The sequence below is a fragment of the Cupriavidus sp. KK10 genome (assembly GCF_018223725.1).
GTDB classification, from domain to species: Bacteria; Pseudomonadota; Gammaproteobacteria; order Burkholderiales; family Burkholderiaceae; genus Cupriavidus; species Cupriavidus necator.
In genome coordinates this window covers 271,004-288,980 of the sequence record NZ_CP073677.1, presented here as the reverse complement: position 1 = coordinate 288,980, position 17,977 = coordinate 271,004, and the positions used below count along the sequence as shown (strand labels likewise).

Annotated in this window: 17 protein-coding genes and 1 tRNA gene; 5 read left to right on the top strand and 13 right to left on the bottom strand. The window is 66.9% G+C overall.

All coding sequences use genetic code 11. The annotated features are described in order from the left end of the window. Positions 1-6 precede the first annotated feature (6 nt). From KB879_RS01445 to KB879_RS01435, 3 genes are all read right to left on the bottom strand, one after another. Entirely contained in the window at positions 7-1,404 is a 1,398-nt protein-coding gene (locus tag KB879_RS01445) for an amino acid permease (RefSeq protein ID WP_153953179.1), read from the bottom strand. A gap of 190 nt (positions 1,405-1,594) precedes the next feature. Then, positions 1,595-1,798, bottom strand: a complete 204-nt coding sequence (locus KB879_RS01440; RefSeq protein WP_153954952.1) for a hypothetical protein — start codon at positions 1,796-1,798, stop codon at positions 1,595-1,597. A gap of 7 nt (positions 1,799-1,805) precedes the next feature. Next, on the bottom strand, positions 1,806-3,056 hold the full coding sequence (locus KB879_RS01435) for an MFS transporter (RefSeq protein ID WP_153954951.1): 1,251 nt from the start codon (positions 3,054-3,056) through the stop codon (positions 1,806-1,808). A gap of 32 nt (positions 3,057-3,088) precedes the next feature. Between KB879_RS01435 and KB879_RS01430 the strand changes: the two genes are divergently transcribed. After that, positions 3,089-4,198 (top strand): GlxA family transcriptional regulator, encoded by a 1,110-nt coding sequence (locus KB879_RS01430; protein ID WP_371827386.1) that lies wholly within the window; start codon positions 3,089-3,091, stop codon positions 4,196-4,198. Between the two features lie 6 nt (positions 4,199-4,204). Here KB879_RS01430 and KB879_RS01425 read toward each other — a convergent pair whose 3' ends face one another. The 3 genes from KB879_RS01425 to KB879_RS01415 form a co-directional block, all read right to left on the bottom strand. Next, positions 4,205-4,555 (bottom strand): VOC family protein, encoded by a 351-nt coding sequence (locus KB879_RS01425; RefSeq protein WP_211980588.1) that lies wholly within the window; start codon positions 4,553-4,555, stop codon positions 4,205-4,207. Positions 4,556-4,634: 79 nt separating this feature from the next. Beyond that, positions 4,635-6,152, bottom strand: coding sequence for a CoA-acylating methylmalonate-semialdehyde dehydrogenase (locus tag KB879_RS01420; RefSeq protein WP_211980587.1), 1,518 nt, complete (start codon positions 6,150-6,152; stop codon positions 4,635-4,637). Between the two features lie 109 nt (positions 6,153-6,261). Then, a complete protein-coding gene (locus KB879_RS01415) occupies positions 6,262-7,593 on the bottom strand; it encodes an aspartate aminotransferase family protein (RefSeq protein ID WP_153954948.1) in 1,332 nt (443 codons plus the stop codon). Between the two features lie 329 nt (positions 7,594-7,922). On the opposite strand from KB879_RS01415, the gene KB879_RS01410 reads away from it, so the two are divergent. Together KB879_RS01410 and dmeF are read left to right on the top strand one after the other, a co-directional pair. Beyond that, positions 7,923-9,383, top strand: a complete 1,461-nt coding sequence (locus KB879_RS01410; protein ID WP_211982095.1) for a PLP-dependent aminotransferase family protein — start codon at positions 7,923-7,925, stop codon at positions 9,381-9,383. A gap of 380 nt (positions 9,384-9,763) precedes the next feature. After that, a complete protein-coding gene (gene dmeF / locus KB879_RS01405) occupies positions 9,764-10,753 on the top strand; it encodes a CDF family Co(II)/Ni(II) efflux transporter DmeF (RefSeq protein WP_211980586.1) in 990 nt (329 codons plus the stop codon). 24 nt (positions 10,754-10,777) lie between these two features. Here the strand turns inward: dmeF and KB879_RS01400 are convergent, their stop codons facing one another. From KB879_RS01400 to KB879_RS01385, 4 genes are all read right to left on the bottom strand, one after another. Continuing rightward, entirely contained in the window at positions 10,778-11,221 is a 444-nt protein-coding gene (locus KB879_RS01400; RefSeq protein WP_153954946.1) for a GNAT family N-acetyltransferase, read from the bottom strand. 319 nt (positions 11,222-11,540) lie between these two features. Next, a tRNA-Cys gene (locus KB879_RS01395) sits at positions 11,541-11,615 on the bottom strand. A gap of 86 nt (positions 11,616-11,701) precedes the next feature. Next, positions 11,702-12,169 carry a bacterioferritin gene (bfr, locus tag KB879_RS01390; protein WP_013955362.1) on the bottom strand — a complete coding sequence of 156 codons (468 nt, stop codon included), beginning with the start codon at positions 12,167-12,169 and terminating at the stop codon, positions 11,702-11,704. 294 nt (positions 12,170-12,463) lie between these two features. Next, positions 12,464-13,456, bottom strand: coding sequence for a tripartite tricarboxylate transporter substrate binding protein (locus tag KB879_RS01385; protein WP_153954945.1), 993 nt, complete (start codon positions 13,454-13,456; stop codon positions 12,464-12,466). A gap of 118 nt (positions 13,457-13,574) precedes the next feature. Between KB879_RS01385 and KB879_RS01380 the strand changes: the two genes are divergently transcribed. Next, complete coding sequence (locus KB879_RS01380; protein WP_211980585.1) at positions 13,575-14,516, top strand: LysR family transcriptional regulator; 942 nt, start codon at positions 13,575-13,577, stop codon at positions 14,514-14,516. Positions 14,517-14,545: 29 nt separating this feature from the next. On the opposite strand, the gene KB879_RS01375 is transcribed toward KB879_RS01380, so the two are convergent. Then, positions 14,546-15,868 carry an MFS transporter gene (locus tag KB879_RS01375; RefSeq protein WP_211980584.1) on the bottom strand — a complete coding sequence of 441 codons (1,323 nt, stop codon included), beginning with the start codon at positions 15,866-15,868 and terminating at the stop codon, positions 14,546-14,548. A 186-nt stretch (positions 15,869-16,054) separates the two neighbouring features. Between KB879_RS01375 and KB879_RS01370 the strand changes: the two genes are divergently transcribed. Continuing rightward, positions 16,055-16,690, top strand: a complete 636-nt coding sequence (locus KB879_RS01370) for a TetR/AcrR family transcriptional regulator (protein ID WP_211980583.1) — start codon at positions 16,055-16,057, stop codon at positions 16,688-16,690. A gap of 48 nt (positions 16,691-16,738) precedes the next feature. On the opposite strand, the gene KB879_RS01365 is transcribed toward KB879_RS01370, so the two are convergent. Together KB879_RS01365 and KB879_RS01360 are read right to left on the bottom strand one after the other, a co-directional pair. Next, positions 16,739-17,113, bottom strand: a complete 375-nt coding sequence (locus KB879_RS01365; protein ID WP_249221320.1) for a MerR family DNA-binding protein — start codon at positions 17,111-17,113, stop codon at positions 16,739-16,741. A gap of 295 nt (positions 17,114-17,408) precedes the next feature. Next, positions 17,409-17,846 (bottom strand): hypothetical protein, encoded by a 438-nt coding sequence (locus KB879_RS01360; RefSeq protein WP_211980582.1) that lies wholly within the window; start codon positions 17,844-17,846, stop codon positions 17,409-17,411. Positions 17,847-17,977 lie beyond the last annotated feature (131 nt).

Below are 17,977 nucleotides of genomic sequence, written 5' to 3'. Positions count from 1 at the left end.
AGGCGCTCAGCCGCCGTGGTTATGCAGCACGGCATTGCGCCGCGCGTAGCCGAAGTAGATCACCAGCCCCACCGCCAGCCACACCAGGAAGGCAATCCAGGTCAGCGCCTGCAGGTGTGCCATCAGGAACAGGCAGAAGCCGATTGACAGCAGCGGCACCACCGGCACGCCCGGGCAACGGAACGCGCGCGGCAGCTCGGGCCGGGTCTTGCGCAGCACCAGCACCGCCACCGAGATCAGCGTGAAGGCCGCCAGCGTGCCGATATTGATCAGCTCGGCCAGCACGCTCAGCGGCACGAAGGCGGCAATCGCGGCAAACACGATGCCCACGGTCCAGGTGGCGAAATACGGCGTGGCATGCACCGGGTGCACGGAAGACAACCGCTCGGGCAGCAGGCCGTCGCGCGACATCGCAAAGATCACGCGGGTCTGACCATAGGTCATCACCAGGATGACCGTGGTCATGCCCAGGATTGCGCCCAGGTCGACAAAGCCCGCCACCCAGTTCTGGCCCGCGAACTGCAGCGCCAGCGAGACAGGGTGGTCCACGCCGGCGAACTTCGCGAACGGCACGATGCCGGTCATGATGGCGGCCACCACCACATACAGCACCGTGCACACCGCCAGCGAACCGATGATGCCGATCGGCAGGTCGCGGCGCGGGTTGCGCACCTCTTCCGCGGCCGAGGTCACCGCGTCGAAGCCGATAAAGGCAAAGAACACCAGCGCCGCCGCATTGAAGATGCCGGCAAAGCCGAATGGCGCGAACGGCTGCCAGTTGGCCGGCTGCACATGCCACACGCCCACCGCGATAAAGAGCAGCACCACACCAATCTTGACCGCCACCATCAGGTTGTTGATGCGCGTGGATTCGCGCACGCCATATGACACCACCCAGGTGATGGCCAGCATGATCAGGCACGCCGGCAGGTTCAGCATGGTCTTCACCCCCGGCACGGACCCTGGCGCCGCGCTCAGCGCCGCCGGCAGCTTCAGCCCGAAGCCCGCCATCAGCGACTGGAAGTAGCCCGACCATCCCACCGACACGGCGGACGTGGCCAGCCCGTATTCCAGCAGCAGGTCCCAGCCGATCATCCACGCGACGATCTCGCCCAGCGTGGCGTAGCTGTACGTATAGATCGACCCCGACACCGGGATCGCCGAGGCAAACTCCGCGTAGCACAGCGCGGCAAAGCCGCAGGCCAGCGCCGCGATCACGAACGACACCGTCAGCGCCGGCCCCGCGGTCAGCGCGCCGGTGCCGGTCAGCACGAAAATGCCGGTGCCGATGATGGCGCCGATGCCCATCATCACCAGGTCGATCGGACCCAGCACCTTCTTCAGGCCGTCATCGCGCGCGACGGCCAGCATCGCGTCGATGTCCTTGGTTCGGAACAAGCTCATTCAGACTCCCTGCAACTGTGGCCGGGCACGCGGCGGGGAGGCGCGCGGCCTGGAAAAAGGGCGGTAGTTTACGCCCGCCGCGGCGCGAAGGCGTCACATTGCGCGCCCGCGCGAGGCAGGCGCGTCATCGAATGATAGGAAAGGCCAGGCTGGCCGGCACTGACCGCAGACAAACTGCAGAGGGAGGATGTCAGCCCCCGCAGCCGGGCGCCGACAGGATGCCGTCCACGCGCGCTAGTGCGACGGCAAGCGGATCGAGTGCCAGCAGTGCGGCGCCGGCAAGAGCCAGTGCCGCAAGCGCGGCAATCCTTGCGCGCAGCGCCCACGGCATCGCCCAGGCCGCCAGCCCCAGCGGAGCTAGGGCCGCGCATGCAAGCAGGAGCCGCGGCAGCATCAGCACTTCAGCGGCTCGCAGCCTCGGGCACCGCGGCGTGCGCCGGGCCCTTGGCCAGTGCCGGCAACGGTCCCGCGCGGCGCAGGCCAAACCACGAACACGCGGCGGAGCACAGCGTCACCGCCACCAGCGCCGTGATGCTGTGCTGGTAGCTGCGCGTGGCATCGAACGACCACGCCCCCAGCTGCACCGTCAGGAAGGCACCCAGCTGGTGCCCCAGGAACAGCAGGCCAAACACCTTGCCCTTGATCCGGCTGCCATAGCGCTCGAAGCAGAACATCGAGGTCAGGATCACCGTGCCCAGGTAGCTGGCGCCAAAGCCGACCGCAAACGGCAGCACGCCCAGGCCCGGCACCAGCAGCAACAGCATCGACGCCGAGCGCAGCGCGTAGAACGCGGCCAGCAGCCGGTGCTTGTCCCAGCTCAGTGCCAGCGCGCCGGAGACTAGGCCGCTGGCCAGCTCCAGTGCACCGAGCGTGCTCATCGCATAGCCCATCGCCAGCCGCGGCACGCCCTGCCCCTGCCAGTACGCGATCAGGTGCACGTCGATAAAGGCCATGGTGGCGCCGCAGCCGAAGAAGCCGGCTGCCAGCGCATAGAACACCGGGTCACGCCGCACCACCGTCCATGCCGGCACGTCGGCCTCGGCCGTGCGTGGCGCCGGTGCGGACGCCGGCTCCCAGCGCGAAGCCAGCCACAAGGCGCCTGCCACCGGCAACGCAAACACCGCACCCGCCACGCCGAACGCGGTGATCCAGCCCGCCTGCGGCTGCAGCCAGATCCACAGCGGCGACAGCACGACAAAGCCTATCGCGGTGCCGTTGGTAACCACCGCATAGGCCAGCCCCTTCCTGCGTTCCTCGAACAGCCGGTCCACCAGGATACCCATCGGCACAAAGGTCATGGCCGCCAGCCCGAACGCGCCGGCAAGGCCGAACATCAGCACGAAAAACGTCAGCGATCCCGGCCACAGCGCCGCGCTGCCCAGCGCAATGCCTGCCGCCAGCGCACCGGCGGCCGCAGTGCGCAGCGGGCCGACGCGATCGCTGAACGCGCCGACCACCGGCGACATCAGCCCGGTGGCCAGCATAAAGACACTACCGGACCAGGCAAACTGCGCACGGCCCTGCCCGAAGTGCGTGGCGAGGTCGATGAAGTACACCTGGTAGAGGCCCTTCACCGCGGTCGACACGAACATCACGGCAAAGCCGATGGCGACCAGGGCCACGGTGATGGCGGGCAGGCGGGTGCGGTGCATGGCGATCTCTCTTTGGCAGGGGTTCGTTGACCATGCTAAGGAAGGCCGGCCGCCTGCCGGGACAACGCCTTGGACCAGAAAAGCAAATTTTCGGCCATCGCCGCTACAAAGCCTGCAATTCGCGCGAGAATGCCGGCATCGGCCTCGCGATCTCCACACTGGTGATGACTACCGCCTATTTCCTGGTGCTGCCCAATGTCCACATGCTCGACCTCGGCGGGCCGCTACAGATCCTGTCGAGCGTGGCAGAACTTGGCCTTGCGCCACTCACTGTGCGCTGCGTCGGCCCGCATTCCAGTGTCACGTCCTTCCAGGGTCCGGCGCTTGGCCGGGTTGAACGCCTGCCCGCCCGGCTCGAAGCCGGCGACGTGGTCATTGCCGTTGGCAGCAAACTTCTGGACACACTGACGACATCGCCTGCGTGGCACGATAGCGCGGCATGGTTGAGGGATAGCTTTGGTGAGGGCAGGAATGGCGGCGTGCAGGTGGCCGCAGTCTGCACCGGCGCCTTTCTGCTCGGCGCAGCGGGCCTGCTCGACGGGCGCCTGTGCACGACACACCATGCACATATCAAGCGCCTGCGCGCGCGCCATCCGGATGCCTCGGTGATCGACAACCGAGTGTTCGTCCGCGACGGCAATGTCTGGACCTCGGCCGGCGTGGCCTCCGGCATCGACCTGGCGCTGCGGCTGGTGGCCAACGCCTGCGGCGACGAGGCCGCGATTGCGGTGGCGCGCGACAACGTCGTGCCGTTCCGGCGCTTCGGCGCCGATCCGCAGCTTGAACCGCAGTTCAGCGCACGCTCGCACGGCAATCCGCTGGTGCATGCAGTGCAGGATGCGATCGCGCGCGACCTGGAAGCCAACGTCGCTGACCCGCGCTTTGCGCAGCGTTTCGCGGTCAGCGTCAGGCACCTGTCGCGCCTGTTCCATGAGGAAACCGGCCTCACGCCGAAGCAATACCAGCTGACCCTGCGCATGGCACGCGCGCGCAAGCTGCTGGCCGCATCGACGCTGCCGGTGGAAGCGATCGCGTTGAAGAGCGGCTTCGCCAGCGTGCAGGCCTTCCGCGCCTGCTGGAACAAGGGAGAAGCCGGCACGCCGAGCGCCTACCGGCAGGCCAGCACGTGCAGCGCGGAATAGCCGCGCTCAGGCGTGCATGAGGATATTCACCAGTCGCCCGAACGGATCACGCACATAGAAACGGCGCACGCCCCACGGCTCGTCGGCCGGGCCGTATTCGATGGCAAAGCCCGCGGCCACCATGCGGCGATGCGCTTCATTGACGTCGTCAACCTCTATGGACAGGTCCGGCACGGGTGTACCGCTGCCACCCTCCGACGCCACGCTGACCTGAACGGACATGGCAGTGTCGCGGCCATAAGTCTGGATCCACCCGTGATCCATCAGCAGGTCGAGACCAAGGACGTCCTGGTAGAAGGCGCGCGCAAGCGAAGGCTCCGCGGCCGAGATATTGGCGACGATACGTCTGACGTTCATCCCCTGCCTCCTTGAACAAGCGGGCCGCCCTGAACGGAGCGGGGACCGCCAACCGGTCCCCGCCAATAGGCACAACAAACTACTTAGCCACCGGCATGGTGAACTCAGCGCCCTTGGCGATCGAATCCGGCCAACGCTGCATCACGCTCTTGTAGCGCGTATAGAAGCGCACGCCCTCTTCGCCATAGGCATGGTGGTCACCGAACAGCGAGCGCTTCCACCCGCCAAACGAGTGCCAGGCCATCGGCACCGGGATCGGCACATTGATGCCGACCATGCCCACCTGGATCTGCCGCGCAAACGCACGCGCAATGCCGCCGTCGCTGGTGTAGCACGACACGCCGTTGCCGTACTCGTGCGCATTGATCAGCGACACCGCTTCGGCAAAGTCATGCACACGCACTACCGACAGCACCGGACCGAAGATCTCTTCCTTGTAGATCGTCATATCCGGCTTGACGTTGTCGAACAGCGTGCCGCCGACATAGAAGCCGTTCTCATGGCCATCGACCTTGTGACCGCGGCCATCGGTGACCAGCGTCGCGCCCTCTTGCACACCCTTGTCGATATAGCCTTCGACCTTGGCCTTGTGCGCACCGGTCACCAGCGGGCCCATCTCGGCATCGGACTCCATGCCGTTGCGGATCTTCAGCGTGCGCGCGCGTTCCGCGAGGCGCGGCACCAGCTTGTCGGCGACATCGCCCACCGCTACGGCGACCGAGATCGCCATGCAGCGTTCGCCAGCAGAACCATACGCGGCACCGATCAGCGCATCGACCGCCTGGTCGAGATCGGCATCCGGCATCACCACCAGGTGGTTCTTGGCGCCGCCCAAGGCCTGCACGCGCTTGCCGTGCTTGGTCCCTTCCGTATAGATGTACTCGGCGATCGGCGTCGAGCCGACGAACGACAGCGCCTGGACGTCTGGATGCGCGAGCAGCGCGTCCACGGCTTCCTTGTCGCCCTGCACGACATTGAACACGCCATCGGGCAATCCCGCCTGGCGCAGCAGATCGGCAATCAGCAGGCTCGGCGACGGATCGCGCTCCGACGGCTTCAGCACGAAGGTATTGCCGCAGGCGATTGCCACCGGGAACATCCACATCGGCACCATCACCGGGAAGTTGAACGGCGTGATGCCGGCCACCACGCCCAGCGGCTGGCGCAGGTTCCAGTTGTCGATGCCGCCGCCGATGTTGTCGGTGAAATCGGTCTTGAGCAGGTTGGGGATGCCGCAGGCGAATTCCACCACCTCGATGCCGCGCGTGACTTCGCCCCTGGCGTCCGAGAACACCTTGCCGTGCTCGCGCGTGATCAGCGCGGCCAGGTCATCGTGGTGCTGGTCGAGCAGTTCCTTGAACTTGAACAGGATGCGCGCGCGGCGCAGCGGCGGCGTGTCGGCCCAGGCGGGGAACGCGGCCTGGGCGGCGGCGACGGCATCGGCCACGTCCTGCGTGGTCCCTAGCGCCACGCGCGCTGCGACCTCGCCGGTGGCGGGGTTGAATACGTCCGCAAGGCGCTGGCCGCCGGCGCGGCGCACGGCGCCGCCGATGAAATGGTGGATCTCGGCAAGTTGCCGGTTTTCTGCGATGCTCACTTGGGATTTCCTTCGATTGCCGCGGCACGCAAGTCAGCGCGCGCCCCGGCGTGCAGTCAGGGAGGCCGGACCCGCAGGTCCGGCGGCAATGCGATGCGGCGCGCGCCGCTTACTTGATGTCCTGCAGCGCCTTCTTCACCGTATCGAACAGTTCGCCGATCTGGGCTTCAGAGATGATCAGCGGCGGCGAGAACGCCAGGATGTCGCCGGTGTAGCGCACCAGCACGCCGAGCTCCAGGCACTTCAGGAAGGCCTCATACGCGCGCGCGCCGGGCTGGCCGGGACGCGGCTCCAGCTCGATGCCGGCGACCAGGCCGTAGTTGCGGATGTCCTTCACGTGCGGCGCGCTGCGTACGCCGTGCACCGCGGCTTCGAACACCGGCGCCAGTTCGGCGGCGCGGCCGAACAGGTTTTCGCGCTGGTACAGGTCGAGGGTGGCGATGGCGGCAGCCGCGGCCAGCGGGTGGCCGGAGTAGGTGTAGCCATGCAGAAGCTCGATCGCGCCCGGCGCGGCCGAATTGACCACGGTGTCATGCACTTCGCGGCGCACGGCGACGGCGCCCATCGGCACCGCGGCGTTGTTGATCGCCTTGGCCATGGTGATCAGGTCCGGCGTGACCTTGAAGCGCTCCGCCGCGGTGGCGGCGCCCAGGCGGCCGAAGGCGGTGATGACCTCGTCGAAGATCAGCAGGATGCCGTGCTTGCTGGTGATTTCACGCAGCTTTTCCAGGTAGCCGACCGGCGGCACCAGCACGCCGGCGGAGCCGGCCAGCGGCTCGACGATCACGGCGGCAACGTTGGACGGGTCGTGCAGCGCCAGGATGCGCTCCAGCTCATCGGCCAGGTGCGCGCCCCATTGCGGCTGGCCCTTGGAGAAGGCTGCCTCGGCGATATTCAGCGTGGCCGGCAGGTGGTCGGTGCCCGGCATCAGGTTGGCCGAGAACGCCTTGCGGTTGGGGCCAATGCCGCCCACCGCCATGCCGCCGAAGCCCACGCCGTGGTAGCCGCGCTCGCGGCCGATAAAACGCGTGCGCTGGCCTTCGCCGCGTGCACGGTGGTAGGCCAGCGCGATCTTCAGCGCGGTGTCGACCGACTCCGAGCCCGAGTTGGTGAAGAAGATGCGATCCAGGCCCTGCGGCATGATCGAGGCCACCTTGGTGGCGGCCTCGAACGACAGCGGATGGCCCATCTGGAACGGCGGCGCATAGTCCAGCGTGGCGGCCTGGCGCGCTACGGCCTCGGAGATTTCCTTGCGGCAGTGGCCGGCGGCCACGCACCACAGGCCGGCACAACCGTCCAGGATCTGGCGGCCGTCGTGGGTGGTGTAGTACATGCCGCTGGCCGACGCCAGCAGGCGCGGCGCCGCCTTGTACTGGCGGTTGGCGGTGAAGGGCATCCACAGGGCATCGAGATCGGGAATCACGGTCTTGGCGGCGTCCATACGTCCTCCTAGGGGGAATCGGGTCGGATTGGCGGGTAGCACGCTGGCGGGCAGCGCGTCGGCAATGAGGGTCACTCTACCGGCGGCGTCTGGCCGACAAAATATACAGTCCGGACAAGACTGCCTTACCGTGCAGTTTGAACATGCCAAACCGTACAGGCAAGCGCCATCGGGGTGCCACCAGCCCGCCCCAGTGCCACGACCCGCCCTGGACCGCGGGGTTTCATCCCACGCTGCACTGCGGCAAATTTCGCTTTGCGGAAAGCCACCGCAGCCTGGCCCGCCTCCAGCCGCTAAACTGTACAGGTTCACGCCTGCCTGAGTGCCTGATGCTGATCCTGAACCTGTCCCGCAGCCGCCGCGACGGCGACACCCTGACCGAGCAGATCGTTGCCGGCATCGCCGCACTGGTTGAGCAGCGCGCGCTGCGCGCCGGCACCGCCCTGCCCTCGGTGCGCCGCTTTGCGCAGCACCACCACGTCAGCACTTTCACCGTGGCCGAGGCCTACGGCCGGCTGACCGCGCTGGGCTACCTGGCAGCGCGCCCGGGCTCGGGCTATACCGTGGCGCACCGCCATGCCCCCGCCGGGCGCGCGCGCGCGCCGCACTGGGAGGCGCCGGGTCTGAACGCGGCGTGGCTGCTGTCGGATGTGTTCGCCGACCACTCGGTGCCGATCAAGGCTGGCGCTGGCTGGCTGCCCGGCGACTGGCTCAACGAGGAAGGGCTGCACCAGGCCATGCGCGCCTCGGCGCGCGTGCCGGCGGCGCAGCTGTCGGGCTACGGCCATCCCTACGGCTTTGCGCCGCTGCGCGAGCATATCGCCGCAGGCCTGGGCCAGTACGGCATCCCGCTGCAGGCGCAGCAGGTGGTACTGACGCAGGGCGCCACGCAGGCGCTAGACCTGGTGGTGCGCACGCTGCTGCGTGCCGGCGATACGGTGCTGGTGGAATCGCCCTGCTACTGCAACCTCTTGCAGATCCTGCGGCTGGCGGGGCTGCGCGTGGTGGGCGTGCCGCGCTCGGCGGCGGGGCTCGATACCGATGCGCTGGACGATGCCATCCGCGCCCACGCCCCGCGCGCGCTCTTTATCAATACCGTGCTGCAGAACCCGACCGGCGCCAGCCTGAGCAGCATGAACGCCTTCCGCGTGCTGCAGCTGGCCGAGCAGTACCGGCTGCTGGTGGTGGAGGACGATATCTACCGCGAGCTGGCGCCGGCCGGCTCGCCGATGCTGGCGGCCATGGACGGGCTGTCGCAGGTGGTCTATATCAATGGCTTTTCCAAGACCATCACGCCGTCGCTGCGGGTCGGCTATCTGGCCGCCAGCCCCGACCTGGCCAAGGCCTTCGCGCGCACCAAGATGGCGGTCGGCCTGACCTCATCGGAAGTCACCGAGCGGCTGGTCTACTCGGTGCTGACCAGCGGCCACTACGGCCGCCACGTGGCGGCGCTGGCCGAGCGCCTGCGCGCGCAGCAGGATCGCGTCACGGAAAAGATGGAAGCCCACGGGCTGGAGGTGCTGCTGCGCCCGGAGGGCGGGATGTTCGCCTGGGCACGCCTGAACGAGGCGGCACAGGCGCGGCTGCAGGCCAGCCGCCGTGGCGAGCCGCTGCACGGCAACCGGCTGGCCACGCTGGCGCTGGAGCATGGCATCTGGCTGGCGCCAGGGTCGTATTTCGAGCCGGACGAGACCGATTCGCCGTGGATCCGCTTCAACGTGGCCACCGGCGATGCGCCACAGCTGTGGCAATTCTTCGACCGGCTGGCACAGGTGCCGCGCGCGGCCTAGCATCCGCGCAGGACGCAGGGGTCAGCTCCAGAGGCGCTCGACAAACCAGCCCGCGGTGGCGCAGAGGCCCAGCCAGGCGGTCAGGCAGATAGCGATAAATCGATAACTCATCTCGGAATGGACAACAAAATCGTTAAGGCAGTGTGAATTCTTCGTTGGATCATACATCCATTCATGAATGTATGTAAGGCTCGCATGGAATTCCCGCGGACAATCAAGGGCTATTTGTATCGCGGGGGGCACACAAAATACGCGCCAGCTGTCCCTTGCAACCGTCAGGGACGCGGCCGCCGAAGCGCCGGGGCTCTGCTACCCTTGTGACTGCATTACCCCACGCAGGGTGAGGATTTCACCTCTCAAGCGCTCAGCAGAACCCGACCATGCATAGCCACGACTTGTCCGCCTGGACCCACAGCCACGCCTTCGACGCCGGCAACCGCGCCGCCGAACGCGGCACGCGCCTGGTGATGGCAATCACCGCCGCCACCATGGTGGTGGAGATCGCCGCCGGCCTTTGGTTCAACTCGATGGCGCTGCTGGCCGATGGCTGGCACATGAGCTCGCACGCCCTGGCCATCGGCCTGTCGGCCGTCGCTTATGCCGCCGCGCGCCGCTACGCCGGCGACCGGCGCTTTGCCTTCGGCACGTGGAAAATCGAAGTGCTGGCCGGCTTTGCCAGCGCGGTGTTCCTGCTAGGCATCGCGGCGCTGATGGCGGCCGGCTCGGTCGAGCGGCTGTTCAGCCCGCAGGCCATCCACTACCGCGAGGCCATGGCCGTGACCGCGCTCGGCCTGCTGGTCAACCTGGGCTGCGCGCTGATCCTTGGCGGCCATGCACACGGGCACGACCACGGGCACGACCATGGCCACCATCACCACGGCCATGACCATGATCACGGCCACGGCCACCACCACGACATCAACCTGCGCGCCGCCTACATGCATGTGCTGGCCGACGCCGCGACCTCGGTGCTGGCGCTTGTCGCGCTGGCCGGCGGCTGGTGGCTGGGCTGGGCGTGGCTGGATCCGGTGATGGGCCTGGTGGGCGCCGCGCTGGTCGGCAGGTGGGCCGTCGGCCTGCTGCGCCAGAGCGGCACCGTGCTGCTGGACCGCGAGATGGACCACCCGGTGGTGGAAGAAGTGCGCGAGGTGCTGGCGGGCCTGGACCCTGCCTACGCCAACGGCGAGGAGCGCACCCGCGTGACCGACCTGCATGTGTGGCGCGTGGGCCGGCAGCAGTTTGCCTGCATCGCCTGCCTGGTCACGCACGATCCGGTGCTGACCCCGCAGCGCGTGCGCGAGGCACTATCCGTGCATGAGGAACTGGTGCACGTAACGGTGGAGATCAGCCGCTGCGACGGCGCGCACTGAGGCGTGTCATCGGTGCTTGCGGGTTCAGTCCAGCTCGCACCACATGCATAGCGGCGGTGTATCGGTATGGCGGTGGAATTCGCTCGATGACATGACCTCGGCCGGCAGCTTCGCGGCCGGCACCAGCGTAAAACCGTAGCGCGCGAAATAGCTCGGGCAGCTTGAGGCCAGCAGCACCGCGCGCCGCGCGCCATTGGCGCGCGCGCGCATCAGCGCGGCGCGCACCACATGCGTGGCCACGCCCTGGTCGCGGTGTTCCGGCAATACGGCAACACTGCGGATCACCACGGTCTCGCCGAAACGCTCGCCGGCAGCGCAGCCAATGATCTGCGCGCCAAGGATGGCAATGTGGAAGTGCTCGAGCAAGCGGGCCACATCGTCCACGGGCAGGCCGCAGCGTTCCAGCACGCTGCCCACGGCTGGCGCGTCCGAGGGCACGGCCGCCCGGATCCGCAAGTCTTTGATCATCTGGAGCCTCTCTTTTTCACATCACCTCGCGACGGGGACACCATGGAAGCCCGGACATGGTTGTGCCGCCATCCGGCGGCACGGGTTGCACGCAGGCCATGTGGCCTATCGGGCAACATTACCTGATTCGGTGGCATTGTTCTATTGGGGAAGTAACGGAACAGCGAGGCCGAAATGGCCCGAGCCATCGCGGGCATTACGCGCGCCACGGCATGGCTGCCGTGCATGGCGGGTCACTGTGACAGGCGCATGAAAAACGGGGAAATTGCGCGGGCGCGCGCAAGACTGCCCGGCAACATGTGCCGGGCAAAGAAAAAACTGGAGGCGGGGATACGGAATCGAACCGTCGTGTACGGCTTTGCAGGCCGTTGCATCACCACTCTGCCACCCCGCCGCTGACGCCGCGTCTGTGCGACGCTACGTGCTGCGGGCCGCAGTGTAGCGGGAAATGGAAATCTTTGCAGGAGACGGTACCGGACCCTAGCCCATCGCGGACTGGATGTAGTTCTGCAGCCCGACCTTGTTCACCAGCTCCAGCTGCGCCTCGAGCCAGTCGATATGTTCCTCGGTGTCGGCCAGGATATCGACCACGATCTCGCGCGAGACATAATCGCCGACCGATTCGAAAAACTTGATCGCTTCCTTGCAGCTGGCCTGCGACACCTGTTCGAGCTTCAGGTCGCAGCCGAGCATCTCCTCGGTGTTCTCGCCGAGCAGCAGCTTGTCCAGGTCCTGCAGGTTGGGCAGGCCATCGAGCAACAGGATGCGCTCGATCAGCTTGTCCGCGTGCTTCATTTCCTCGATCGATTCCTCGTACTCGTGCTTGCCCAGCGCACCGAGCCCCCAATGCCGGTACATGCGGGCATGCAGGAAATACTGGTTGATCGCGGTCAACTCATGGCGGAGCTGGCCATTGAGCAACTGGATCACCTTTTTGTCGCTTTTCATGACTGCCCCCAACGACCCCTCAAAACCGATGGACCCACTCTCATTTTCGTAATCACGAAAACCCCGCAGTGATAATCCCGCCGCGCATTTCATGGTAGTCCGGCAAAAGCGGACATCAAGCAAATTCGGCCTTGCTGCAGCATTTTCGCCGGGTTTTCACGCGCCATTGCGGATGCGAATACCAATGGTTTCCATTCGATTTCCAAAAGCGCACCGCGCGGCATTGTGCAAATAGAAAAGCGGGCGCACACGGCAATTGCCGCACCGCCCGCCATCGGAAACCAGTCGTGTAAATCAGTCGAGCTTCGCGCCCGAATCCGCCACCAGCGTCTTCAGCACCGGCCAGTCACGCGCATACAGCGCCTGCGCCTCGGCCGGCGAGCTGCCCACCGTGCGCAGCCCCAGCGCGACCAGTCGCTCCTGCATGTCGGGCGCCTGCAGGATGGCGCGCACTTCGCCTTCAAGCCTGGCGAGAATCCGCGCGGGCACGCCCACCGGCGCCACCAGGCCGATCCAGCCGACGGTCTTGAAGGCGCTGTCCTGCATGCCGGACTCAGCGAAGGTAGGCATGTCAGGCAATGCGCTGCTGCGCTGCGTGCCGGTCACCGCCAGCGCCTTGAGCTTGCCACTCTGGATATAGGGCTTGGCGGTCAGGATGCTGGCAAAACCGAACTGCACCTGCCCGCCCAGCAGGTCCTGCATCATCGGCGCCTCGCCCTTGTAGGGCACGTGCGTGGCCTGGCCGTGCACCAGCTTGCTGTAGTAGGCGCCGCTCAGGTGCGACAGCGAACCCACGCCCCACGAGGCATAGCTGAGCTTGCCTGGCCGGCTGCGCGCGTATTCGCCCAGTTCACGCACGGTGCGCGCCGGCACCGACGGATGGGCCACCAGCACCAGCTGCGCATCGGCCAGCACGCTGATCATGGTCAGGTCCTTGCGCGGGTCGTAGGGCAGTTTCTGGTACAGGAACTGGTTGGTCAGCACCGACTGCGTCAGGGTCATCAACAGCGTGTAGCCATCCGGCGCGGCCTTGGCCACGGCGTCGGTGCCGATGATGCCCGAGGCGCCCGCCTTGTTGTCCACCACCACGGGCTGGCCCAGGCGCTTGCTGAGCTTTTCGCCCATGGCACGGGCGATGGTGTCGGTGCCGCCGCCGGCCACATAAGGCACCACGATGCGGATCGGTTTGGCGGGATAGGTCTGTGCCGCGGCGGGCAGGGCCAGGCTGAGCGAAAACCCGCCAATCAGCCCGCCAGCGGCCAGCGCGAGCCATGCGCGTCGGTTCATGTCGTCTCCAGGTCGTCTTTATGGTTTTGGAGGACAACGTTAGCGGGCTTGAGAAATTACGTCCAATGCAATATTTTTCAGTTTTTGATGCAGAATTGGTTAACTTACTGGGGCTGACGTGGGGCTAAGGCAGCTGCATCACTTCGTCACGCTGGTCGAGCAAGGCAGTTTTGCCCGTGCCGCCAGCGCCCTGCACCTGTCGCAGCCGGCGCTCACGCGCAGCATCCAGGCGCTGGAAGCGGACCTGGGGCCGCTGGTCGACCGCAGCTACGGCAAGGTGCGGCCAACCGCCGCCGGCATGCTGGCGCTCGAACGCGCGCGCCGCATGCTACGCGAACAGCGCGAGTTGCGGCGCGACCTGCAACTGCTGGAGGAAGTAGAAATCGGCACGATCTGCGCTGGCTTCGGGCCGTTTGCGGCATCGTTCCTGCTCGATCCCGTGCTTGAGGCGCTGGTGCGGCGCTACCCGCAGCTGCGCATCGACCTGGAGACCGCGGACACGCCGGCCATGCGGCGTTCGCTCGAAGCGGAACGCCTCGATGTCTTTGTCGGCGAAAGCCGCAGCCTGGCGGAACTGGGACACCTGCAGATTGACCGGCTGCCGGCGCTGGAAACGGCATTCTTCGTGCGCAGCGGGCATCCGCTGGCGCGGCAGCGCGAAGTCACCCTGGCTGAGCTGCGCGCCTATCCGGTGGCCGGGACCCGGCTGCCGGCGCATATCCTGCGCTTCTTCCGGCAGGCACTGCATGAAGCCCGCGGTGGCAGCGGCCCGGTCTCCGAGGACGCGCCCGGGCTGATGACCGTCACCTGCAACGACATGCACGCGCTGCGCTCGCTGCTGCTGGCCGTCGATGCCGTGGCGCTGGTGCCCGTGGCGATGATGGCCGACGCCTGCGCGCAAGGCATGGCCGTGGCCCTGCCGATGCACCCGCCAACCGAGCTGAGGGCGCAGTATGGGATCGTGTCGCTGGCCGGGCGCTCACCGTCGCCGGCCATGCGCGCATTCGCGGCGCTGGTGCACGAAGCGGTGGCGCAAGCCAGCGGCGGTGCCGGGCCGTAGGCCCGGGTCATCGCCCGGGCGTTCGGGATTCAGCCAGCAGCCACCGCGGGGTGCCCCGCTTCGACACGCGACGGCGGGTGCACGGCCAGCCGGCGGCGCGAGCGCTCGGGGTTGACCACGTACAGCCCGGCGAGCGCCGCCGCCACCATGATCGCGCCGCACACGGCCAGGCCCAGCTCGAAACCGCGTGCCCCCGGAACGTTCTGCACCAGCACGCCCGTGACCAGTGGCGCCAGCACGCCGGCCAGCGACGACACCGATGCATCGATGGCGAGGATCGCACCGCGCTGCCCCGCCGGCACGACCTCGGCCAGCATCGCCGGGCCCAGCGAATAGATCGCCGGCGCGCACACGCATGCCACTACCAGCAGGCTCACCCGCATGGCCGGCGTGGTGTCCGGCCACAGCAGCAACAGGAAGAAGCCGCCGGCCAGCAGCAGCATGCCGGCCGAGACCCGCCCGCGCGCCACCCGCGACGACACGCCGCGCGCCAGCAGCCGTTCAGAGAACCACGCAATGGCCAGCGTCAACGGCAGGTTGGTGCCGATGATCAGCGCGAACAGCTTGCCGCTGACGGCGTGGCCGAAGCCCAGCCCGCTCTGCAGGTAGGCCGGGATCCAGGTCAGGCACAGCGCCAGGCCCCAGTATGCCGCCAGCCGCAGCGCGAAGCAGCCGAGCACCGTGGGATCGCTCAGCAATACGCGGTATGGCAGGCGCTGCGGCGCGCCGGCGGCCGCGGGGGCGTGGGGGGCGCCATGCCCCGCCGGGTGTTCGTCGAGCGTCCCTTCGCGCCCGAGCGTCAGCCAGGCCACGGCCCACAGCACACCCAGCGCCGCCAGCACGTAGAAGTTGGCGCGCCAGCCCCAATGCACGGCGACCGCCGGGATCAGAAAGCCCGCCAGCACGATGCCGATCCCGGCCCCCTGCGTCAGCACCGCCACGGGCAGGTTGCGCCGGCGGTCCGGAAACCACTTGTAGCAGGCGTGGATCGCCACCGGCGCAGCCGGCCCTTCCATGAAGCCCAGCAGGATGCGCGAGATGATCAGCACCGCCAGGCTGGACGACAGCGCCAGCGGGATCTGGCACAGCGACCATGCCAGCGCCATGCAGACCAGCAGCCGCGAGGTCGGCGTGCGGTTGGCAAGAAAGCCGCCCAGCACGCCGGACACCGCGAACAGCCAGAAGAAGCTGCTGCCGACCAGGCCGAACTGCGCCGGCGTCAGCCCCAGTTCATCCATCATCGGCGCGGCCAGCAGGCCCACCACCATCTTGTCCATGGCGTTGACCACCAGGAAGAAGAACAACAGCACTGCGGTCAACCACGCGCGGCGCGGCTGGTAAGACATGGTCATGCGAGGTCTCCCTAAGGGCGGACATCGGTCTCCGGGCGGCACCTGATAGGCACGGCGCCGCTCAATTCGTAATATGGATTACGTTTTCGGGCCAGTATGTTGGCCGGATACGGTTCACGACATCCGTAAAAACACGGACATGCCGGGGCGGGCCCAAGCCACGCCCCGCGGGGAGAAAGGGTCGTCATGGAAAACAAGCTGACCGGGCTGGAAGGCCACGCCGGCTATGCCGCACCGCGCTATTCGCGTGGCCTGCGCACCACGCTGCTGCTGCTGGAAGCCGGCCGCCGGCTGCTGCGCGAGCGCACGCTGGAACAGGTCTCGATCCAGGAAATCTGCGCGCACGCCGGCGTCACGACCGGCGCGTTCTACAGCCGCTTCGAAGGCAAGGAGAGCTATTTCAAGGCTTTGCAGGCCCTGGTGCTGACCACGCTGCGCAAGGCCATGGCCGAGCGCCTTGCGCAACTCGACACATGCCCGCCGACGCTGGAAGACGCCGTGTGCACGCTGGCGCGCGACAGCCGCATCTGGGCCTACCGCAATGCCGGGGTGCTGCGTGCCTCGCTGGTGGCCCGCGTCACCAGCGGCGAGGATCCGATCCGGCACCTCAACCGGCAATACATGGACGACCTGGCTTCACGCCTGGCGCGGCTGCACCCGGCGGGCGCCTCGCCGGAACTGGAACTGCGCATCCGCTTTGCGCACCAGGCCCTGGCCGGCACCCTGCTGTACGCGCTGATCAACCGCGACAGCACCTTTGCGCTGTCGGACCGGCGGCTGGATATGGAGATGGCGCGGGCGTTCCTGCTGTACGCGGCATAACGGCCGGCCCTCGCCACGGAGCACGACGCACAAGGGCTTGAGCCGCGACTACTTTGGCCAATTGGCCTCACACAGGTTGGCAATGAGCGGGCACAGGACCTCATCGCGATTGTCGCGGCATTGCCCAACAAGACTTCTCAACTCGGTCCGCAGCATCCGCAAATCGCGCAGCCGTTCCTCGACGACTTGCAGCGTTTGTTCGGCCAGCGCACGCGCAGTTCCGCATTTGCTGCCGTCGTTCAGTTGCAGCAGCGTACGAACCTCGTCCAGGGTGAACCCAAGTGCCTGGGCCCGGCGAATGAAATGATGCCACTGCAGGCTGTCCCCGGAATACTGACGAATGGCGCCATGCACGCGTTCGGGTATCGACAGCATTGCGCATCGTTGGTAATAGCGAACCGTTTCCACGCCAACGTTGGCCACCTTGGCCAACTACCCATTTATCAGGGTCGACTCCATCACTTGACTCCGTACTCAGAGGGCGATGCAGTGCCCTGCATACGGCGAAGGAATCATCGAAGACCGCGAACTCCGCCATGCAGTCGGCGAGCCCCGACGTCATGAATTGGCATGGGAAAGCCCCCAAACGTGACAAGCGCGGAGAGACCAGGCTGGCATTCCGGCTAACCTGCGCTCTCCGCAAAGCTCCTGCACTCAGGCTTCATCGCCACGGCTTTCGCCCTGGCAACGGCCCCTCGGTACGCCCGATAGGAGCAGCTTACTGGTTCTTCGTCTTGTCCACGCTGGCCGCGGCCTTCGCGGCGTCGGGCTGCGCCACAGGCTTCGCCACATCCGCCTTGGCTTTCGCCGTGTCGGAATCATTCTTTGCGTCAGGCTTCGCCATACCAGCCTCGGTATGGGCGGCCTTCGTCTTGCTCGCATTGTGGTGGCTGCCCTTGGCGGCTGACTTACTGGCATCGGCCTTTACGTCAGCCTTCTCCTTATTGGTGCTGGCTTGGGCCTTTACTTCATGCGCGCCGGCACTCTTGTGGTTCTTGTCGGCCTTTGCCTGCGTGGCGCTCTTCTCCTTGACGACCTTCGCCTGGTCTTTCGACGCCCCGCCCTGCGGCTGAGTCGCGGAAGCTGGCACAGCAGTCTGCGCGAAAACGGTACCGACGAGGGCGGCGGAAGCGAGTGCAGCGAACAGCTTCTTCATGACGTGGACTCCTGGGAAAAATTCAGCAGCTCGGCGATGCGCCTTGCTTACCGGATACAAACGGTACGGTCGGCGTCCGAGTTGACCCACAAGTCGTGACAATCCGTAAGTTCTGCAACCAGCAAACTTGA

Coding starts and splice junctions, on each gene's coding strand:
- KB879_RS01445 (WP_153953179.1), bottom strand. CDS start 1,404: ATGAGCTTGTTCCGAACCAAGGACATCGACGCGATGCTGGCCGTCGCG.
- KB879_RS01440 (WP_153954952.1), bottom strand. CDS start 1,798: ATGCTGCCGCGGCTCCTGCTTGCATGCGCGGCCCTAGCTCCGCTGGGG.
- KB879_RS01435 (WP_153954951.1), bottom strand. CDS start 3,056: ATGCACCGCACCCGCCTGCCCGCCATCACCGTGGCCCTGGTCGCCATC.
- KB879_RS01430 (WP_371827386.1), top strand. CDS start 3,089: ATGCTAAGGAAGGCCGGCCGCCTGCCGGGACAACGCCTTGGACCAGAA.
- KB879_RS01425 (WP_211980588.1), bottom strand. CDS start 4,555: ATGAACGTCAGACGTATCGTCGCCAATATCTCGGCCGCGGAGCCTTCG.
- KB879_RS01415 (WP_153954948.1), bottom strand. CDS start 7,593: ATGGACGCCGCCAAGACCGTGATTCCCGATCTCGATGCCCTGTGGATG.
- KB879_RS01410 (WP_211982095.1), top strand. CDS start 7,923: ATGCTGATCCTGAACCTGTCCCGCAGCCGCCGCGACGGCGACACCCTG.
- dmeF (WP_211980586.1), top strand. CDS start 9,764: ATGCATAGCCACGACTTGTCCGCCTGGACCCACAGCCACGCCTTCGAC.
- KB879_RS01400 (WP_153954946.1), bottom strand. CDS start 11,221: ATGATCAAAGACTTGCGGATCCGGGCGGCCGTGCCCTCGGACGCGCCA.
- bfr (WP_013955362.1), bottom strand. CDS start 12,169: ATGAAAAGCGACAAAAAGGTGATCCAGTTGCTCAATGGCCAGCTCCGC.
- KB879_RS01385 (WP_153954945.1), bottom strand. CDS start 13,456: ATGAACCGACGCGCATGGCTCGCGCTGGCCGCTGGCGGGCTGATTGGC.
- KB879_RS01375 (WP_211980584.1), bottom strand. CDS start 15,868: ATGACCATGTCTTACCAGCCGCGCCGCGCGTGGTTGACCGCAGTGCTG.
- KB879_RS01370 (WP_211980583.1), top strand. CDS start 16,055: ATGGAAAACAAGCTGACCGGGCTGGAAGGCCACGCCGGCTATGCCGCA.
- KB879_RS01360 (WP_211980582.1), bottom strand. CDS start 17,846: ATGAAGAAGCTGTTCGCTGCACTCGCTTCCGCCGCCCTCGTCGGTACC.